The 17,712-nt window shown below is 30.8% G+C and carries 16 protein-coding genes; 10 read left to right on the top strand and 6 right to left on the bottom strand.

Annotated elements, in window-relative coordinates:
- Nucleotides 1-17 precede the first annotated feature (17 nt).
- A complete protein-coding gene (locus FVF61_RS01440) occupies nucleotides 18-1,040 on the top strand; it encodes a metal-dependent hydrolase (protein WP_148452506.1) in 1,023 nt (340 codons plus the stop codon).
- Here the strand turns inward: FVF61_RS01440 and FVF61_RS01435 are convergent, their stop codons facing one another.
- Complete coding sequence (locus FVF61_RS01435; protein ID WP_148452504.1) at nucleotides 1,041-2,240, bottom strand: aminotransferase class I/II-fold pyridoxal phosphate-dependent enzyme; 1,200 nt, start codon at nucleotides 2,238-2,240, stop codon at nucleotides 1,041-1,043.
- Between the two features lie 165 nt (nucleotides 2,241-2,405).
- On the opposite strand from FVF61_RS01435, the gene FVF61_RS01430 reads away from it, so the two are divergent.
- Entirely contained in the window at nucleotides 2,406-2,864 is a 459-nt protein-coding gene (locus tag FVF61_RS01430; protein ID WP_148452502.1) for an Lrp/AsnC family transcriptional regulator, read from the top strand.
- A gap of 37 nt (nucleotides 2,865-2,901) precedes the next feature.
- Nucleotides 2,902-3,672 (top strand): LuxR C-terminal-related transcriptional regulator, encoded by a 771-nt coding sequence (locus tag FVF61_RS01425; protein ID WP_148452500.1) that lies wholly within the window; start codon nucleotides 2,902-2,904, stop codon nucleotides 3,670-3,672.
- A 185-nt stretch (nucleotides 3,673-3,857) separates the two neighbouring features.
- On the opposite strand, the gene FVF61_RS01420 is transcribed toward FVF61_RS01425, so the two are convergent.
- Together FVF61_RS01420 and FVF61_RS01415 are read right to left on the bottom strand one after the other, a co-directional pair.
- Nucleotides 3,858-4,946 (bottom strand): sensor histidine kinase, encoded by a 1,089-nt coding sequence (locus tag FVF61_RS01420; protein WP_148452498.1) that lies wholly within the window; start codon nucleotides 4,944-4,946, stop codon nucleotides 3,858-3,860.
- Nucleotides 4,943-5,719, bottom strand: coding sequence for a LytR/AlgR family response regulator transcription factor (locus FVF61_RS01415; RefSeq protein ID WP_233586638.1), 777 nt, complete (start codon nucleotides 5,717-5,719; stop codon nucleotides 4,943-4,945). The genes FVF61_RS01420 and FVF61_RS01415 overlap by 4 nt, the downstream gene beginning before the upstream one ends.
- 261 nt (nucleotides 5,720-5,980) lie before the next feature.
- Here FVF61_RS01415 and FVF61_RS01410 point away from each other — a divergent pair, with 261 nt between their 5' ends.
- From FVF61_RS01410 to FVF61_RS01400, 3 genes are all read left to right on the top strand, one after another.
- The gene (locus FVF61_RS01410) at nucleotides 5,981-7,132 is read left to right on the top strand and encodes a T9SS type A sorting domain-containing protein (protein ID WP_148452496.1); all 1,152 of its coding nucleotides are present in this window, start codon (nucleotides 5,981-5,983) and stop codon (nucleotides 7,130-7,132) included.
- 195 nt (nucleotides 7,133-7,327) lie between these two features.
- The gene (lpdA, locus tag FVF61_RS01405; RefSeq protein WP_148452494.1) at nucleotides 7,328-8,728 is read left to right on the top strand and encodes a dihydrolipoyl dehydrogenase; all 1,401 of its coding nucleotides are present in this window, start codon (nucleotides 7,328-7,330) and stop codon (nucleotides 8,726-8,728) included.
- 216 nt (nucleotides 8,729-8,944) lie between these two features.
- Nucleotides 8,945-9,985 (top strand): serine hydrolase domain-containing protein, encoded by a 1,041-nt coding sequence (locus FVF61_RS01400; protein ID WP_148452492.1) that lies wholly within the window; start codon nucleotides 8,945-8,947, stop codon nucleotides 9,983-9,985.
- Nucleotides 9,986-10,039: 54 nt separating this feature from the next.
- On the opposite strand, the gene FVF61_RS01395 is transcribed toward FVF61_RS01400, so the two are convergent.
- Both FVF61_RS01395 and FVF61_RS01390 read right to left on the bottom strand, forming a co-directional pair.
- A complete protein-coding gene (locus FVF61_RS01395) occupies nucleotides 10,040-10,756 on the bottom strand; it encodes a LytR/AlgR family response regulator transcription factor (protein WP_148452490.1) in 717 nt (238 codons plus the stop codon).
- Nucleotides 10,757-11,809: a sensor histidine kinase gene (locus tag FVF61_RS01390; RefSeq protein WP_199757246.1), complete on the bottom strand. Its 1,053-nt coding sequence runs from the start codon at nucleotides 11,807-11,809 to the stop codon at nucleotides 10,757-10,759.
- A 191-nt stretch (nucleotides 11,810-12,000) separates the two neighbouring features.
- On the opposite strand from FVF61_RS01390, the gene FVF61_RS01385 reads away from it, so the two are divergent.
- The 3 genes from FVF61_RS01385 to FVF61_RS01375 all read left to right on the top strand — a co-directional run bounded on the left by FVF61_RS01385 (nucleotide 12,001) and on the right by FVF61_RS01375 (nucleotide 14,883).
- On the top strand, nucleotides 12,001-12,405 hold the full coding sequence (locus tag FVF61_RS01385; RefSeq protein ID WP_148452488.1) for a MotA/TolQ/ExbB proton channel family protein: 405 nt from the start codon (nucleotides 12,001-12,003) through the stop codon (nucleotides 12,403-12,405).
- Nucleotides 12,406-12,429: 24 nt separating this feature from the next.
- Nucleotides 12,430-13,662 carry an alpha/beta hydrolase-fold protein gene (locus FVF61_RS01380; protein WP_148452486.1) on the top strand — a complete coding sequence of 411 codons (1,233 nt, stop codon included), beginning with the start codon at nucleotides 12,430-12,432 and terminating at the stop codon, nucleotides 13,660-13,662.
- A 333-nt stretch (nucleotides 13,663-13,995) separates the two neighbouring features.
- Nucleotides 13,996-14,883, top strand: coding sequence for an SGNH/GDSL hydrolase family protein (locus tag FVF61_RS01375; RefSeq protein ID WP_148452484.1), 888 nt, complete (start codon nucleotides 13,996-13,998; stop codon nucleotides 14,881-14,883).
- Between the two features lie 3 nt (nucleotides 14,884-14,886).
- Here FVF61_RS01375 and FVF61_RS01370 read toward each other — a convergent pair whose 3' ends face one another.
- Nucleotides 14,887-16,248: a DEAD/DEAH box helicase gene (locus FVF61_RS01370; protein ID WP_148452482.1), complete on the bottom strand. Its 1,362-nt coding sequence runs from the start codon at nucleotides 16,246-16,248 to the stop codon at nucleotides 14,887-14,889.
- Between the two features lie 136 nt (nucleotides 16,249-16,384).
- On the opposite strand from FVF61_RS01370, the gene FVF61_RS01365 reads away from it, so the two are divergent.
- Nucleotides 16,385-17,686, top strand: a complete 1,302-nt coding sequence (locus tag FVF61_RS01365; protein WP_148452480.1) for an anthranilate synthase component I family protein — start codon at nucleotides 16,385-16,387, stop codon at nucleotides 17,684-17,686.
- Nucleotides 17,687-17,712 lie beyond the last annotated feature (26 nt).

Below are 17,712 nucleotides of genomic sequence, written 5' to 3'. Positions count from 1 at the left end.
CATATTTATAACCATACATGGATTCATTAACACAAATTGTTCTAGGTGCTGCTTGTGGAGAAGTTGCATTAGGAAAAAAAATAGGCAACAAGGCCTTATTGTTTGGAGCTATTGGTGGTACCATTCCTGATATGGATGTGTTTTTAGCAAAACTTTTCTACATTAACGAAATTGATAGAATGGCGTTTCATAGAGGCTTTATGCATTCTATTGTGTTTGCTATTTTAGCCGCCTTCATTTTAGGAGCATTTGTTTATTGGCTCTATAATAGAGGTAAACGTTTGGGCACAACCAATAGGAAAAACTGGATTTGGTTGTTTTTCCTGTCTATTTTTACTCATCCTATTTTAGATAGCTTTACTCCCTATGGTACGCAATTGTTTTTGCCTTTTTCAGATTATCGAGTGGCTTTAAATGCTATTTCGGTAGTAGACCCTATTTATACTTTACCTTTTCTGTTGTGTTTTATTGCAGTAATGTTTTACAAAAGGAACTCAAACAAACGATTATTTTTAGCAAGGCTTGGCTTAACTGTTAGTACGTTTTATATGCTATTAACTATTTTGAATAAATGGTATGTTAATTCAGTTTTTAAAGATTCTTTAATAGATGATGGCATAGCATTCAGTAGATTTCAAACCCAACCAACATTTTTTAACAATGTGCTTTGGTATGGCATTGCCGAAACAGAAACATCTTATTATGTTGGTTATTATTCTATTTTAGATAGAGCTTCAAGAGTAGAGAATTGGAAACAGTTGCCTAAAAACCATGAACTAGTTTCAGAGGGAAATAAAGATATTCAAACACTTTCATGGTTTAGTAATGGCTATTATAATTTAATTCCTCTGGAAGAAAATACATTTCGATATAACGATTTAAGATATCCTTATTTTAATATGGAAGATCCAAACTCCTCTATATTTAGTTTTTCTGTAAAAAAAGAGGGAGAACGTTTGAATGGTCTCCCTTTTTATGGTAAACCTCCTTCAAGTGAGGATTTATCTGTTTTCTGGAAACGACTTAAAGGAAACGATTAATTACAAGATGTTTAATTCCTTCATACAAGCTTTCATTGTATTTAATGTACGTTCTATATCTGCATCTAAACCAATGGAGAAACGAATTAACCCATCGCTTAATCCCATGTCTTTTTGCTCATCTTCAGGGATTTCAGAAGAGGTAGAGCTTCCTGGAGCAGAGAACAAGGTTTTGTAAAACCCTAAGCTTACTGCCAAGTATCCTAAGTTTTTCTCTTGCATTAATTCCATTAAGGCATTGGCTTTATCTAAAGACCCAACATCTATGGTTAGCATGCCACCAAAACCATACTTTTCATTCATCATAGACTTAAATAACTTATGAGATGGATGCGAAGCCAATCCTGGATAAACCGTTTTTAATCCTAAAGCTTCAAATTTTTCAGCTAAATAGGTTGCATTTAAGCTGTGTTGCTGCATTCTAATATGCAGTGTTCTTAAGTTTTTTAATACCGAAGCAGCTCTTAAACTATCCATTGTAGATCCTAAAAGCATACAAGCGCCATCGTTTACATTACGTAAATCGTTAATAAATTCTTGGGTACCACAAACAACTCCACCAACGGTATCGCTAGAGCCATTAATGAATTTAGTTAAACTGTGAATTACGATGTCTGCACCTAATTGTACAGGCGAAATGGATAAAGGCGAAAAGGTATTATCCACAACCAATTTTAAGTTATGCTTTTTAGCTAATTTGGCCAATCCTGCAATATCTGCTACTTCTAATAACGGATTACTTACAGACTCGCAATAAAGCACTTTGGTATCTGGCGTAATGGCAGCTTCAACCACATCTAATTTAGTGATATCTACAAAACTGGTTTGAATATTAAATCTAGGTGTGAAATTTTTAAGAAAGGCGTAAGTTCCTCCATATATCGTTCTACTGGAGACCACATGATCTCCTGCGCCACAAAGTTGCATAATAACTGGTGTAATGGCTCCCATTCCAGAAGCAGTTACATTCGCAGTTTCTGTGCCTTCCATAGCAGCCAAAGCTTCACCTAAATACAGGTTAGAAGGGGATGAATGTCTGGAGTATAAATAGCAACCATCGGCATTACCTTCAAAGGTATCGAACATGGTTTTGGCCGATAAAAAGGTATAGGTTGAGGAATCAGAAATAGAGGGGTTTACTCCTCCAAATTCTCCAAAATATTGTAAGTCTTGTATGTTGTTTGCTGGTTTAAATGCCATAATGCTATTAGTTTTAAGATTATATGGATGTAAATATCAAGTATTTTAGATAAATAATCAATGAGTAGGTAATTATTCAGATTATAAATCTATCTATTGCTATATTTGTAGAATATTAATACTGTTTAGATAGATATTATTCATTTAAACTGAAAATTTTTCAATATGATTTTCGATGCCATAGATAAAAAACTGATAGCGCTTTTACAAGCAGATAGTAAACAAACAAATAAAGAGCTTTCCAATAAATTAAATCTATCTGTTACAGCTGTTTATGAGCGTATTAAAAAGCTAGAAAACCAAGGTGTTATATCTAAGTATGTGGCTTTAGTGAAGAAGGAAAAAGTAGAAAAAAGTTTTGTTGCCTTCTGCCATATCAAACTCATTCAGCACACCCAGAACTATGTGGTGAAGTTCGAAAAAGAAGTTGCTAATTTAGTAGAAGTCATGGAGTGTTATCACATTAGTGGTGACTATGATTATTTATTAAAAGTTATTGTGGAAGACATGGAAGCCTTTCGAGAATTTATGGTTAATAAATTAACATCTATCAATCATATTGGAAGTACACATAGCATGTTTGTAATTAACGAAGTAAAGCATACTACAGCTATTAACATTTAATTAGTTTATATTGCAATAAATATTCAACCCCTAATACATGCTTTTAAAAAACATTAAAAATATTTATAACGAGATTTTTAAGTCGTATGATCATCCTATCCTGACTCACCATATTAAAAAGATAATAGAGCTAGACACCTATTTACCTTATAGCTCGACATTTTTCTGTATTACAAACACACAAGATTTAACGTTTGAATTTATTAGTAAAAACATGACTACTTGTATAGGACTTGATAAAGATGAATTATTAAAAGAAGGGATGCGTAACTTTTGGAACCGGATTCATCCTGAAGATATCGAATTATGGCTTAAAGCTTTAAACGAATTAATGATTTATACCATGGCCGAAATTCCTTTAGATAATAGGCAGCGCATGAGTTACACTTGGAATTATAGACTTAAAAGCGCAGATGATACTTATGTAAACATCATTCAGAATACCACACCTTTAGAGTTCGATTCAGACATGAAACCCATCATAGGTTTGGCACATTATACAGTTATAGACCCAAAAGTTAAAATTCCAATTACAGCTACTGCTAAGCTTTTAAATAAAAATAACGAATACGAAACCAAGTATTTCAATAACTTTTCGCAAAAACTATTAACCAATGGATTAAGCAATCGCGAACGCGATGTTATAAGGCTATTAACCTTAAATAAATCCAGTAAAGAAATTGCCGAAAGCTTAAATATAAGTCCTAACACAGTAGATACCCACAGACGAAATATTTTAAAAAAATTAAATATCTCTTCAACTGGCGAATTAATAGGCATGCTTAAAATAAATAAGAGTTATATTTAATACAATTACTCAATTTGAGTATTGCAAGACATTCAAAAGAGTCCCATTTTTGTATTGCTATTAATTAGTTCTTAGGGAGGATTATTAAATATAAGAGCAACTTAACTTAAATGTTAGTGTTGCTCTTTTTTTAATTATAAATGATTGTTCGTTTATTATAAAGTCATTTTAAGTAGAAAATAAAACTAGAATTGTAAGGGAATTTTTATAGTTGTTATTACTCCTTTATTGGATTTTAGAGATTTAAGTTTATAATCATAATTGTCATTGTATAGAGTTTTTAACCGTTCAATACTGTTTTTAATTCCAATACCTTTATTTAGCTTTTTATTTTTATCTAAAGGCTTCCCATTGTTTTCAATATTAATAATAAGGTATTTTTTCTTTTTAAAGACATTAATTATTATTTCTAAATCTGTGTTATTTGATGAATATCCATGTTTAATCGAGTTTTCTATAATTGGTTGAATCATCAAACTTGGGATTAAAGCTTTCTTTACATCATCATCGATCTTTATTTTGATAGATAAATGATCTGAAAATCTAATAAGCATTATATCTATATACTTATTTACAATTACTAATTCGCGTTCTAATGGAATAGTATCTTCATGTTTAACTACAATAATTTCCCGTAAAAGATCTCCTAAATAAGAAATCATGTTTTGTGCTTTATTTGGATCTATTTTTATTAAAGAAGATATACTATGAAGCGTGTTAAATAAAAAATGCGGATCTAATTGAGCTTTCAGCATTTCTAGTTTAGCATTTGTTAATTGTTGGGTAAGCTGTATTTTCTGTAATTCTATTTTTATAATTTTATTTATATAATAATAACAGTATATAATACTTATAAAACCAACATACCCAAGAAAATGGAGATTCGAATTCGCAAAAGCTTCGATTAAAAAATCTTTTATATTTATAGAATCCAAACTTCTTTTTAATGTAAGAATTTGATAGATGTATAATAATATGTACATAGTGATAATGTAGAGTAATGAAAATATAAAATGCATCAATACAACATATTTCCATTTGTAATGCCTATCAAACATTAATTTAGTAACCCGTATTATTAATACTATTATTGGAGGTATTATAAGTAGGTTGGTAATTATTGGGTCTATTACAATTTCTTTCCAACTTAATTTATGATAAACACCTATGTGATTAAGCTTTAATATTATGCCTTTAGAAATAAAATAAATGTGGTAAAGTAAAACATAACCTAATAAAATGTAGAATAATTTTTTATCAATATATTTCTTCATTTTCTAACACCTATTTTTGTTAAAAACTCTTTTTTATAACTTCTACTAATTCTAAATTGTTTCATATCCTTCATTCTAACATCAATCTCACCAAAATTAGAATGTATAAGCTCTTTTATGTATTCTATATTTATTATTGTTGATCTATGAATTCTACAAAAATTACTATCAAGTAATTCTATCATTATATTAGACATTGAATTACGAAGTAAATATTTTTTATCGTTGGTAAATATTTCTATATAACTATTAGAAGCTGTTATATAAATAATTTTATCAGATTCAATAAAAGTAGTTTTGTTTTTTAACGGAACAGGAATGGTTTTTTTAAGCAAGTTATTTTTTTGTTCTTTGGGTTGTATATAATCTAAAAGAGATTGAATTTTGTGTTGTAAAAAGTCTGTGTCTTTAGATTTAAAAGTTTCAATAACTTTATTTAGAGATTTATAAAAACGGTCCTCATTAAAAGGTTTTAATAAGTAATCAAAAGCAAAATAATCGTAAGCTTTTAAAGAATACGTATCAAAAGCTGTTGCAAAAATAACTATAGGTGAGTTTATTGAAATAGCTTCTAATACATCAAAACCAGTCATGTCTTTTAATTTAATATCCAAAAAAATTAAATCTGGTTTGAATTGATTAATCATATTAACAGCATCTTTTCCTGTTCCGCATTGACCAATAATTTCAAATTCTGTTCTAGGCAATAGTAGTCTTTCAATCATTAATCTTGCTAAAGGTTCATCATCAATTATTAATGTTGAAATTTTCATTTATAAGAAATTTATAAAGTGTTGTTTTTCATTTGTATTTGTCCAATTTATATAAAAAAAACGGATAATTCATATTATGAATAGAGCCTTATTTAAGCTAAAATGTTATTCACCTCAAAATTCAAACCGTTTACAACAAAATAAAGTTGTCTGGCATCATATTTCAAATAATCAGTTAAAGAAGTTAATAATTTTAAGAAACGCAAAGACATATTAAGTCTCAATTATTTAATAGAATATTAATTTTAAATGAAATCAATTATGAAAAATTTTTACATGTTGCTACTAGTGATATTTACTATTAGTGCCAACTCACAGACAGTTACTACTTATTTAGATTCCCCAGACGCAATTGTAGATGATGCTTTAGCATTAGATTCTCAAGGCAATTTATATGGATCTACTTTTTATGGAGGTGTCGTTTACAAAATTACTCCAGATGGAAACTCTACTCCTTTTGTAACAGGACTAGTATATGCAAATGGTTTAGCTGTAGATTCTGAAGACAATGTGTTTGTTGCTGCATATGGTGAAGGGTCCATTAATAAATATGATAGTGATGGAAATTTATTACAAGTATTTCCGGTTCAAGGCTATCCTTCTGGATTAATTAAAGCATATAAAAGCGACAACATGATATATACTGAAGTAGTGACACATAGTGTCATTGAATTGTCTGTAACAGATGGATCTGTAAGAGTACTTTATGAAGGAGCACCATTAAATACACCAGTAGGATTAGCATATGGTCCAAATGGAGATTTATATATAGGTAATTATTTAGGTAGAGCAATTTATCGCTTAACTGCAAAAGTCGGAGAACTTGAATATGTTGCAACAGTACCTGCACCAAACAATTATGTTCCATATTTATCATTTATAGCATATGCTCAAGGATTCTTATATGGAACCGTTTATGGAGAACATAAAATTTATAAAATTGACCCAAGAAGAGTTGATGATGTAGAAATATATTCAGGGAGCACCTTTGGATATATGGATGGAAATATAACTGAAGCAACTTTTGCTTTTCCATCTGGTATTATTTCAAATAGTTCAGGTAATACTTTATATGTATCGGAATATGATGGTCTTGGTCATGTTAGAAAAATAACTAATGGAAATGGCCTAACATCACGAGTTGTCGAAAATACTGTAGATATTAGAACCTTTCCTAATCCAGCTTCTGATTATATAAATATTATGTATAACACTAATAAAAAGGATAGTCACTTTTTCAATATAAAACTATATAATATCTCACATGGTAATTTGGTTTTAGAACAAGACCAAGTAAATATTTATGGAAAATATGCACTTTCTTTATTAGGAATAAAAAATGGATTATATGAATTGGTAATTTCAAACGGAGAAATTTCTGAATCTAAAACCATTCTAGTTAATAAAAAATAGTTTGAAGTAACTATTAAAATACTATTGCTTCACTTCATTAATGTGCTATCTAAAATTGTTGTTATAATAATTTTAGATAGCACTTAATTTATTATAACTTAAACAATAGAAAAATTCATTATCAGTCATTCGCAATTCATAAATCAATATCGTACTTTTGTACTCGTTTTAACACAACTTGATAAAATTACTTATATGAATTCATACGATGTAGCCATTATTGGTTCTGGTCCTGGAGGTTATGTAGCAGCAATTCGTTGCGCACAACTGGGAATGAAAACTGCTATTATAGAAAAATACGCCGTTCTTGGAGGCACTTGTTTAAATGTAGGATGTATTCCTAGTAAAGCCCTTTTAGATTCGTCGCATCATTACGAAGATGCCGTTAAACATTTTGAAGAACACGGAATTGATATTCCTGGCGATATTAAAGTGAATTTAAAACAAATGATTGCTCGCAAGCAATCCGTTGTAGACCAAACTACTGGTGGTATCGACTACTTAATGAAGAAAAACAAGATTGATGTTTATCAAGGCTTAGGTAGTTTTAAAGATGCTACGCACATTACTATTAAAGGCAACAAAGAAGAAGAAATCGAAGCAAAAAATATCATTATTGCTACAGGTTCAAAACCTTCAAGCCTGCCGTTTATCAACATCGATAAAGAACGTATCATAACTTCTACCGAAGCTTTAAAACTAACCGAAATTCCTAAGCATTTAATCGTAATTGGTGGAGGAGTCATTGGTTTAGAGCTCGGACAAGTATATAAAAGACTAGGAGCAGAAGTAACGGTTATAGAATATATGGACCGCATTATTCCAACCATGGATGCTGGTTTGTCTAAAGAATTAAACAAGGTTTTAAAGAAACAAAAATTCTCTATCAACACCTCTCACAAAGTAAAGTCTGTTGAAAGAAAAGGCAAAGAAGTCATAGTAAAAGCCGATAACAAAAAAGGTGAGGAAGTAGAATTTAAAGGCGATTACTGTTTGGTTTCAGTAGGTCGTCGTCCATATACAGATGGTTTAAATGCCGAAGCTGCAGGAGTTAAGTTAAACGACAGAGGTCAGGTAGAAGTCAACGAACATCTACAAACCAATGTATCTAACATCTATGCCATTGGAGATGTAGTTAAAGGCGCTATGTTAGCACACAAAGCTTCAGAAGAAGGCGCTTTGGTAGCCGAAGTCATTGCAGGACAAAAACCACATATCGATTATAACTTAATCCCTGGAGTGGTTTACACCTGGCCAGAAGTAGCATCAGTAGGTAAAACCGAAGAGCAACTAAAAGAAGCAGGAGTAGACTATAAAGCAGGACAATTCCCAATGCGTGCTTTAGGTAGAAGTAGAGCCAGTATGGATTTGGACGGTTTTGTAAAAATTCTTGCCGATAAAAATACCGACGAAATTTTAGGTGTTCATATGATTGGCGCAAGAGCAGCAGATATGATTGCTGAAGCTGTGGTAGCTATGGAGTTTAGAGCCTCTGCCGAAGATATTTCTAGAATGTCTCATGCACACCCAACATTTGCTGAAGCAACTAAAGAAGCGGCATTAGCTGCTACAGAAGATAGAGCTTTGCATATTTAACAAATTCCTAAGAAAGCAGGAATCTCATAATATAAAGCCACCATTAAGGTGGCTTTTTTGTTTATAACTGTTTATAACTTCAATAGGGATTCATTATTTAAAATTTTAACTTAGCTTCTGTCTATCGGCGAATAGGTGTCATCAGATATAAAACATTGAAAAGATTTCTTATCAAGTCGTTTTTTAGAAATTTATAAAGTCACCTACAAAAGTATTATGACAAAGAAAAAAACAAAACGAATTTTTAAAATTGTATTAATAGTAGCAACCATATCCTCCTTATTTTTTGTACCGTGGCTTTTAGTTAAAGCATGGATACTTCCACTACCAGATACGATTCAAGAACAGATGGACAAAGCTATAGGTTATGGATTTGATGGTATGATAGTTTATGTGGACCAAGCTGGTAATCCACCTCAGTATTTTGCTTCTGGGTGGCACAATCGAGAAACTAAGGTGCCTGCCAAACCAAACGCACTTTTTAAACTAGCCAGTATTAGCAAGCTATATGATGCTGTGGCTGTTGCCAAATTGGTGAGTGATGGACAGCTTTCTCTTGATAAAACCATTGCTGATTATTTACCGGAACTTGGAGGAAGAATCGAAAACTCAAACAAAATAACTTTGAGATTGATGTTACAGCATAGAAGTGGCATTCCTAATTTTACAGACGCTCCAAATTTTTGGACTGCTCCAACTGAGACCTATGAAGAAAGTCTTGCATTGATTCTAGATAAGTCGGCCAACTTTGAACCAGGTGAAGACTATGAATATTGTAATACAAATTATCTTTTAATCAATAAGATTATGGATGACGCACTAGGTTATAATAACTTTCAATTCATTCAGGAAGAAATACTCATGCCGCTAAATCTTAAAAATACCTTCGGTTCACTCAACGAAGTGAATTTGGAGGATGTAATGAGTGGCTATCATGTTGGACATCCCTTTGATTTAAAACAAGACGAACATGGCATGTTAGCTACAGCAGAAGACGTAGGTACTTTCCTAAGAGCATTGAATGATGGATCATTGTTTGAATCAGGAGAACAAGAAATATATGCCTCCATTTATAAATATGAACATGCAGGTTGGGTTCCTGGATATCAGAGTTTTGCTAAATATCACGAAGACCTTGATGCTATAATTGTTGAGTTTTATAGCACTACTGATCCTAAATTGTACAATTGGAACTTATCAGAAATCATAAATAATAGAATTGTTAAAATTCTGAAAAGACAAAAAAGGTCAGAATAATGTATAAAAGGAATTAAGGTGCTCTTTCTTAAACGATAAACGAAACTTATTTTTTTAATATTTCTCCAACAACTCCAAAACCTCCTTTTTATAGCTTCTACTGATAGTTAAAGCTTGTCCATGAATAACAATATGCTCATTGGTAAAAGAAGATATATATGCCAAAGCTATAATAAACGATCTGTGGATTCTAATAAATTGCTTGTTAGGTAGTTTGGCCTCAATAGCACTTATGGTTTCACGAGTGACAATAGTTTCATTTGCTAAATGGATTTTTATATAATCGCTAAAACTTTCAATGTAAATAATGGTATCGAAATCAATTTTAATCATACGTCTGTCTGAACGAACGAACATAAAATGATTGCTTTCTATTTCTAGAGAATCTTTGTTTTTAGAATCACTATAAACTTCAAAATAGGTGTTTACAGCTTTTAACAATCGTTCAAAGGAAATGGGTTTTAGTAAATAATCAACAGCTTGAAGCTCAAAACCTTCCACTGCATAATCTCGATAAGCTGTAGTAAAAATAATTTTTATGTTTTTGTTTATGGACTTAGCAAAAGCAATTCCAGAAATTTCAGGCATGTTAATATCCAAGAAGACTAAATCTATGTCGTTATTACTAATCTCATTAAATGCTTCCATGGCATTGCTGCAACTTGCCACGATATGGATATTGCTTATTTTAGAGAGATGTGTTGCAATAATTTCTCTAGCAATGGCCTCATCATCGACAATTAAACAGGATATTTTTTTAGTTTTACTCAATTACTTTGTACTTAATGTTAAGTTTACTTTAAATAGGTTTTTTGAATCGTCTATGTTTAGTTCATATTTGTTTTTGTACAGTAAATCCAAGCGTTTTTGCATATTTTCTAAACCAATACCATTATCACTGGTTACCGATTTGGAGCTTGTGTTTTCAATAGAGAAAACAATATGTTCTTCAGTACAAGATAAATCAATTTTAATAGTTAACACACCATCTTTTATATGACCATGTTTAAAACTATTTTCAATAAAAGGCAGTAGGAGCATAGGAGCTATTTGAGCGCTTTCTAAGATGTTTTCAGTATGGAAAGTGACATCCAACGTGTTGTTAAATCGCAATTTTTCAAGCTCAATATAATCTATTATATGATTTATTTCTTCAGTAAGTAACACAAAAGGTTTATCTACTTGATAGAGCAAATAATCTAACAAGTTTGAGAGTTTTAAAATCATTTCTGGTGTTTCATCAGCTTTTTTTAACGCAAAACCATACATGGTATTCAAAGTATTAAACAAGAAATGTGGATGAATTTGCATTTTTAGGTAATTCAGTTCCTGTTCTTTTAGTTTTAGTTGCGTATCTAGAATTTTAGTTTCCAGTTTCTTAGTGTTTTCGGCTTGAATTAAATTCAATTTTAGCAATTTAAAAGCGCTAACAACTATAACAACCAAATACACGCTAGTTGTTACCAACAAGATGTTTCTGGTAATGGGATTCATGTCGGTATATTCAAAATTAGCCAGATAAATCAGGCTAAAAAAAATAGAAACCATAATAAGATAACCCGAAATAATTAATGTATATAAACTGTATAGACCAAATTGCCAATAACGTTTGGTGACTAAATATTCTGGAATTAGTTTATAAATCGACACATAAGTTGTTGCAATGGTTACAGGCATTAAAAACAAGGAAAACAGTAAGGTGTTATTAAAATTATCACTACCAGAACCAAAAAAATAAGTGAAGAATAACAGGACAGTACACCAAAAAAGGATGTGAAGAAACACACGAGTTATTGTTTTTAATATAATTTTTTTGGTAAACATGTAAACAATTTATGCTACAATAATACCATATTTTTTAAGTGATTTCATTATTTGTAGATGAATAACGGAATTAGCAAGGGTTTCAACCAGATGTTAATTCCTTTGCTAATTTGGTTATTTATCGCATTTAAGTTTTTTATCCAAACTTCTCCAGTAAGTTTGACACATCATTAATTTAAAACCCATCAGTTATGAAACTATTAGTATTATTTCCAGAAGCAGTTATTACATTAAGTCCTTTAACAGATAGAATGAGCGAAGGAGGTTCTTTTATGTATCTTATTTTAATTTGTTTATTGTTGTCTTTATTCTTTATTGTGAAAGGCTTTTTAAGCCTTAAATCTAATATGCTAAATTCCAAACGCATGCTAAATTTAGCTGTTGATACCAGTTTATTAGGATTAGCTATTGGTTTTTTCTCTTCAGTCATCGGGTTAATTACTGCTTTCGATTCTATAGAAGCTATGGGAAATGCCGATCCATCTATTTTTGCAGGAGGACTTAAAGTGTCTCTGTTAACAGCAACATTTGGTTTATTGACTTTTATTATTGCTAGAATTGGAATTGTTATTTTAAGAGGATTACAAAAGGACTAATTAACATAAATCAATCAAATCGATATGCGAACAGTTGTATTTATTTTTATTTGTGTTTTTTTTCAACTAACAGTTAGTGCACAAACAGAATACTTGTATCAAATAGGGAAAAAGGATAGTTTGTTTTCAAACGTTCTTAATGAATCTAGAGAGATCTATGTTCATATTCCAGAAAGTTATCAATCAAAAACAGAAGAGACTTATCCTGTTGTTTATATATTAGATGGCGATGTACTCTTGCCAACAGCAGTTAATGTTCATGATTATTACAGTGGAGGTTTTATGCCAGAAATGATTATAGTTGGTATTTCTAATGCTGAAAACAGAACGAGAGATTTAACAACGTCTAAAATCACATCAAGACGTGGAATGCCTTATAATAAAGAAAATGGCAAAGCAGATAATTTCCTAGAGTTTATTAAAACTGAACTTATACCTTATGTAGAAGGAAAATATCCAGTTACTAATTATAGAACATTAATAGGTCATTCGTATGCAGGATTGTTTACAATCTATACCTTATTAAATAAACCTGAATTATTTGAAAACTATATAAGCATCGATCCAAGTTTAGATTGGGACGACCAGAAATTATTAAAGCAAGCTGAATCTATTTTTCTTAAAAATGATTACAAAGGGAAAGGTTTGTTTATGTCTTTAGGTTGTCAATTACACATGCAAAATGCTGATATAACCATAGACAACGTCATGCAAGACACATCAGAATATACGTTGTTTGCTCGTTCCAATATGATGTTTTCAAATGTTATAGAAGAAAACCCGGAAAACTCCTTGTTTTATAAGTGGCAGTTTTATCCTAACGATTTACATGGAACTATTCCACAGCCTTCTATAAAAGATGGTTTGATAGCACTTTTTGAATGGTTTCAAATGGAAAGCATGGACAAAATCAATAGTCCAGAAACATCCATAGAAGAATTGTTAAACGTTATTAATCATCGGGAAGAAAAATTGAAAAAACATTTTAGTTATCATGTTCCTCCATACCCAGAATATTTATTTAATATGTTAGGTTATATGAATATAGACATGGAACAATTAGACAAATCTAAAATGTATTTTGAACAAGCTATTAAATATTACCCAAAAAGCGCTAATGCTTATGATTCTATGGCAGATTATTACGAAGCTATAACTGACTATAAAAACACTTTAAAATATGTAGCTTTAGCCTATAAGATAAGTGGTAACGACTACCATAAAGAGAGATTAGAAAAGCTAAAAGCTCGAAATTAAACAGAGATATCATAATATTTCAATTAATTGCGAATCGTATAATTACTGATAATCAGTTTTATATATGATTCGCTTTTTTATTTGTTATTGTTTATAATTAGTGTAATAGAATTTTCCTATATACTTGGTCAAGTAATAAAAATTAAAGATATTAGTTATTATTTATTTTAATAGCAAATAAATAATATTGAATAATTAAGTTGATTACAAAGCTAAACTTATGTATGGTAATAAGTTATTGTTAGGAAGGTTTTGATATGACACAAGGTTATTCTCATCCCTTTTCAGAAATGAAGAGGGATTTTTTTTATCTTGTGGTCAATAATATTTAAAATGAAACGAGTTTTAATTATTTTTTTGTTTGTAAATTTTTCAGGGTTTTCTCAAGAAAAATCTAAAATAGATAAAAACCTACAATTTTTAGAGTTTCTTAAAAAATCATTAGAAAATGAAGTTGTAAACACTGAATCTACAAAAGCTTTTTATCAGCGTTCTTGGGCTTATTGGATGGAACGCAAACTAGATTACAATCAGAATCCAGAACAATATAGTGAGATGTTACTATTATTTCATCAAAATCAACAAAAATACATATGGAATAATGACATTAAGATTGATAGATTTGAAGATCAAATAGAAAATTTTCGTCGTTTTGATAATCGAAATACTTTAGCAAATAACCCAATTCTGTTTATAGGTAGTTCAAGTATTGTTTATTGGGAGACGTCTAAATACTTCCCTGATTATCCTATTATTAATCGTGGATTTGGTGGAGCAAGTATTCCAGAAATTATTTATTATTTTAACGATATTATAAAAAAGCATTCCCCTTCAATTATTATTGTGTATTGTGATATTGATATTGAAAATGGCAAATCACCAACGGAAACAGTTAATGTTTTTAGTGAATTAGTAAATAAACTTGAATTAGAATTTCCTCAAACTGAAATAATAATTCTTTCAATGAAACCTACATTAATAGATGATTTTTTAGGTAAAAATGTAAAAGAAAATAAAGTAATAACGAATATAAAACTCCAAGAATATTGCACTGAAAAAGTAAACTTACATTATGTAGATGTCACTAAGACGATGTATGAATCAAATGGCAAACTAAGATCAGATATTTTTCTTTCTGATGGTATGCATCTAAATAGTTTGGGTTATGAGCTTTGGAATCCTATTATTATAGAAAAATTAAAAAAAATATATAAACGATAAATTTTATTTCTTCTTATTACGTTTGTTATAGTTCTTGTCACCTCGAGTCTTAGGTTTCTTGTATTTTTGAGCGATTTTAAACTTGTAAGAGCCTCCTAAGTTTTCCTTTTTATTTTTGTCCTTTTTCTCATGAAAAGCTGCTCCAGCATCTTCGTCTTTTTTTCGTCGTATTGGATTGTTTCGTTCTTTAATAACCTCGCGTTCTTCCTCGATAAGCTCGGTTGAAATAGTAACTTTTTCAGGAATTCCCATAGAAGGAATCTCCATTTGCATTAAGGCTTCAATTGTTTCAAGAGCTTCCTGTTCTTTTTCAGTTGAAAAAATAATCGCTTGCCCTTCGCGTTCTGCACGACCAGTTCTACCTATTCTGTGCATGTAGTTTTCAGGAAAATCTGGTGTATCGAAATTAATCACATGAGACACATTATCAATATCCAAACCACGAGCCATAACGTCTGTAGCCACAAGAATTCTGTTAAAACCTTCTCTAAACTGCTCAATGCTTCGCAATCTGTAATTTTGTGTTTTGTTTGAGTGAATTACACATAATTCGTCATGAAAGGTTTCATCTAAAGCTTCAAATAAACGATCAGCCATTTTTTTATTGGCTACAAAAATCAAGACTTTATTGAAGTTTTCAGAATCACTTAATAAATAATTTAGAAGGTTCAGTTTTGTGTAAAAATTTGGAACGCTATATTTAGTTTGCGAGATATTTTCTAAAGGTGTACCAGAAACAGCAATAGATACACGTTCTGGAGCAACAAAAAAGTCGTAAATCAAATCATCTACATCTTGTGTCATAGTTGCAGAAAACATAATATTTTGTCTTCTCTCTGGAAGAATATCAAAAATATTTAAAAGTTGATGTCTAAAACCTAAATCCAGCATGACATCTACTTCGTCAATCACTAACTTTTGAATAGATTTTAACTGTAAGACTCTACTAACTGCCAAATCATACAAACGTCCAGGAGTTGCAACTATAATATCTAAACCTTGAGCAACAGCTTGTTTTTGAGTATTTATGTTTACGCCTCCATAAACACCAAGCACACGAATATTAATATATTTTGCCAGTTTTTCTATTTCTTCAACAACTTGAACAACCAGTTCTCGAGTAGGAACCAAAACCAAAACTCTTGGATTGTCCTGTTTAGAAAACTTCAGATTCTTTAAAATAGGCAACATGTAAGCATAGGTTTTACCTGTACCAGTTTGTGCAATTCCAACCACATCTTTCCCAGAAGCTACCACATTAAAAGCTTGTTCCTGGATTGGAGTAGGTTGTGTAAAACCTAAATCGTCTAAGGCGTTGTATAAAGGTGTGTTTAAATTTAAATCTCTAAATGTGCTCATGGTCATTTTATCTGCTGCAAAGATAGATTTTTAAAAGGATTTGTCATTCTTTGGATGATATGAATCTTTTTAAATTGAAATTATAAAGATTATAGTTTCCGTCAGCTTTCAATTCCGTTTTAATTTTCGGTAATTTGTGGTAGTGAGAACAACACATATACATAAGCCAGAATCTGTAGGCATTTTTAAAAGTCAATTATTGACTTGGAGTCAACAATTTCATGAAGTTGTTTGGATGGATTCCAATGAATTCCATGAAGCATATTCTAGTTTTGATGCTGTGTTGGCTGTAGATGCCATAACCTGTATTCAATCCGATTACCATGAGGCTTTTTCAAAACTAAAAGAATATCAATCCACAACAAAAGACTGGATTTTTGGTTATTTGTCATACGATTTAAAAAATACTGTTGAAGAGTTAACATCAATTAATTTTGATGGCCTACAATTTCCAGACCTTTATTTTTTTCAACCTAAAAAGTTGTATTTGTTTAAAGGAGATACCGTTAAAATTCTGTATTTAAATATGGTTGCAGATGAATTGGAAGATGATTTAATTGCCATTTGTCAGTCTGAGCTTGTTGAAGACAAAAAACGAAGCAAACTGCTGAATGATATTGCCATAAAACCACGAATTCAAAAAGAAGATTATCTAGTAAAAGTAAACAAGATGCTGGATCATATTCTTCGAGGCGATATTTACGAAGCCAATTTTTGTCAGGAGTATTATGCTGAAAACATAAAAATTAATCCTATTCAGATCTATCAGAAATTAAATGATATTTCCAAACCACCTTTTGCCACTTTTATAAAACTAGACGATAGATATGTGTTATCTGCTTCCCCAGAACGCTATTTGAAAAAGACTGGAAACAAAATCATTTCGCAACCTATAAAGGGAACTGCTAAACGATCTGAAAATAAATTAGAAGACCAAAATTTAAAGGCACAATTAGAATTAGATGAAAAAGAACGAAGCGAAAACATCATGATTGTGGATTTGGTTCGAAACGATTTATCTAAAACTGCAATAAAAGGAACAGTAAAGGTGGAGGAGTTATGTCAAGTTTATAGCTTTCCTCAAGTGCATCAAATGATTTCTACTGTTTCTTCAGAAATTGAATCATCTGAACATGCAGTACATGTTTTAGAATCTACATTTCCTATGGGAAGCATGACAGGAGCTCCAAAAATTTCGGCTATGAAAATTATAGAAGATTTAGAAGAAACCAAACGAGGTGTCTATTCTGGAGCTGTTGGATATTTTACACCACATAGTGATTTCGATTTTAATGTGGTTATAAGAAGTATTTTATATAATGAAACTAAGCAATATGTATCATTTTCTGTTGGTAGTGCCATAACTGCAAAAAGTAATCCATTAAAAGAATATGAAGAATGTTTGATTAAAGCTAAAGCTATGCGTGAGGTTCTAGAAGACTAAAGTTTTCAGCTAAAGTTAAAAGTTAA

The sequence above is a fragment of the Xanthomarina maritima genome (assembly GCF_008084905.1).
GTDB classification, from domain to species: domain Bacteria; phylum Bacteroidota; class Bacteroidia; order Flavobacteriales; family Flavobacteriaceae; genus Xanthomarina; species Xanthomarina maritima.
This window is presented reverse-complemented; position numbering and strand designations above follow the sequence as displayed.

Excerpts from the sequence above, each read along its gene's own strand:
- FVF61_RS01440 (WP_148452506.1), top strand. The coding sequence starts at position 18 with ATGGATTCATTAACACAAATTGTTCTAGGTGCTGCTTGTGGAGAAGTT.
- FVF61_RS01435 (WP_148452504.1), bottom strand. The coding sequence starts at position 2,240 with ATGGCATTTAAACCAGCAAACAACATACAAGACTTACAATATTTTGGA.
- FVF61_RS01430 (WP_148452502.1), top strand. The coding sequence starts at position 2,406 with ATGATTTTCGATGCCATAGATAAAAAACTGATAGCGCTTTTACAAGCA.
- FVF61_RS01425 (WP_148452500.1), top strand. The coding sequence starts at position 2,902 with ATGCTTTTAAAAAACATTAAAAATATTTATAACGAGATTTTTAAGTCG.
- FVF61_RS01420 (WP_148452498.1), bottom strand. The coding sequence starts at position 4,946 with ATGAAGAAATATATTGATAAAAAATTATTCTACATTTTATTAGGTTAT.
- FVF61_RS01415 (WP_233586638.1), bottom strand. The coding sequence starts at position 5,719 with ATGAAAATTTCAACATTAATAATTGATGATGAACCTTTAGCAAGATTA.
- FVF61_RS01410 (WP_148452496.1), top strand. The coding sequence starts at position 5,981 with ATGAAAAATTTTTACATGTTGCTACTAGTGATATTTACTATTAGTGCC.
- lpdA (WP_148452494.1), top strand. The coding sequence starts at position 7,328 with ATGAATTCATACGATGTAGCCATTATTGGTTCTGGTCCTGGAGGTTAT.
- FVF61_RS01400 (WP_148452492.1), top strand. The coding sequence starts at position 8,945 with ATGACAAAGAAAAAAACAAAACGAATTTTTAAAATTGTATTAATAGTA.
- FVF61_RS01390 (WP_199757246.1), bottom strand. The coding sequence starts at position 11,809 with ATGTTTACCAAAAAAATTATATTAAAAACAATAACTCGTGTGTTTCTT.
- FVF61_RS01385 (WP_148452488.1), top strand. The coding sequence starts at position 12,001 with ATGAAACTATTAGTATTATTTCCAGAAGCAGTTATTACATTAAGTCCT.
- FVF61_RS01380 (WP_148452486.1), top strand. The coding sequence starts at position 12,430 with ATGCGAACAGTTGTATTTATTTTTATTTGTGTTTTTTTTCAACTAACA.
- FVF61_RS01375 (WP_148452484.1), top strand. The coding sequence starts at position 13,996 with ATGAAACGAGTTTTAATTATTTTTTTGTTTGTAAATTTTTCAGGGTTT.
- FVF61_RS01370 (WP_148452482.1), bottom strand. The coding sequence starts at position 16,248 with ATGACCATGAGCACATTTAGAGATTTAAATTTAAACACACCTTTATAC.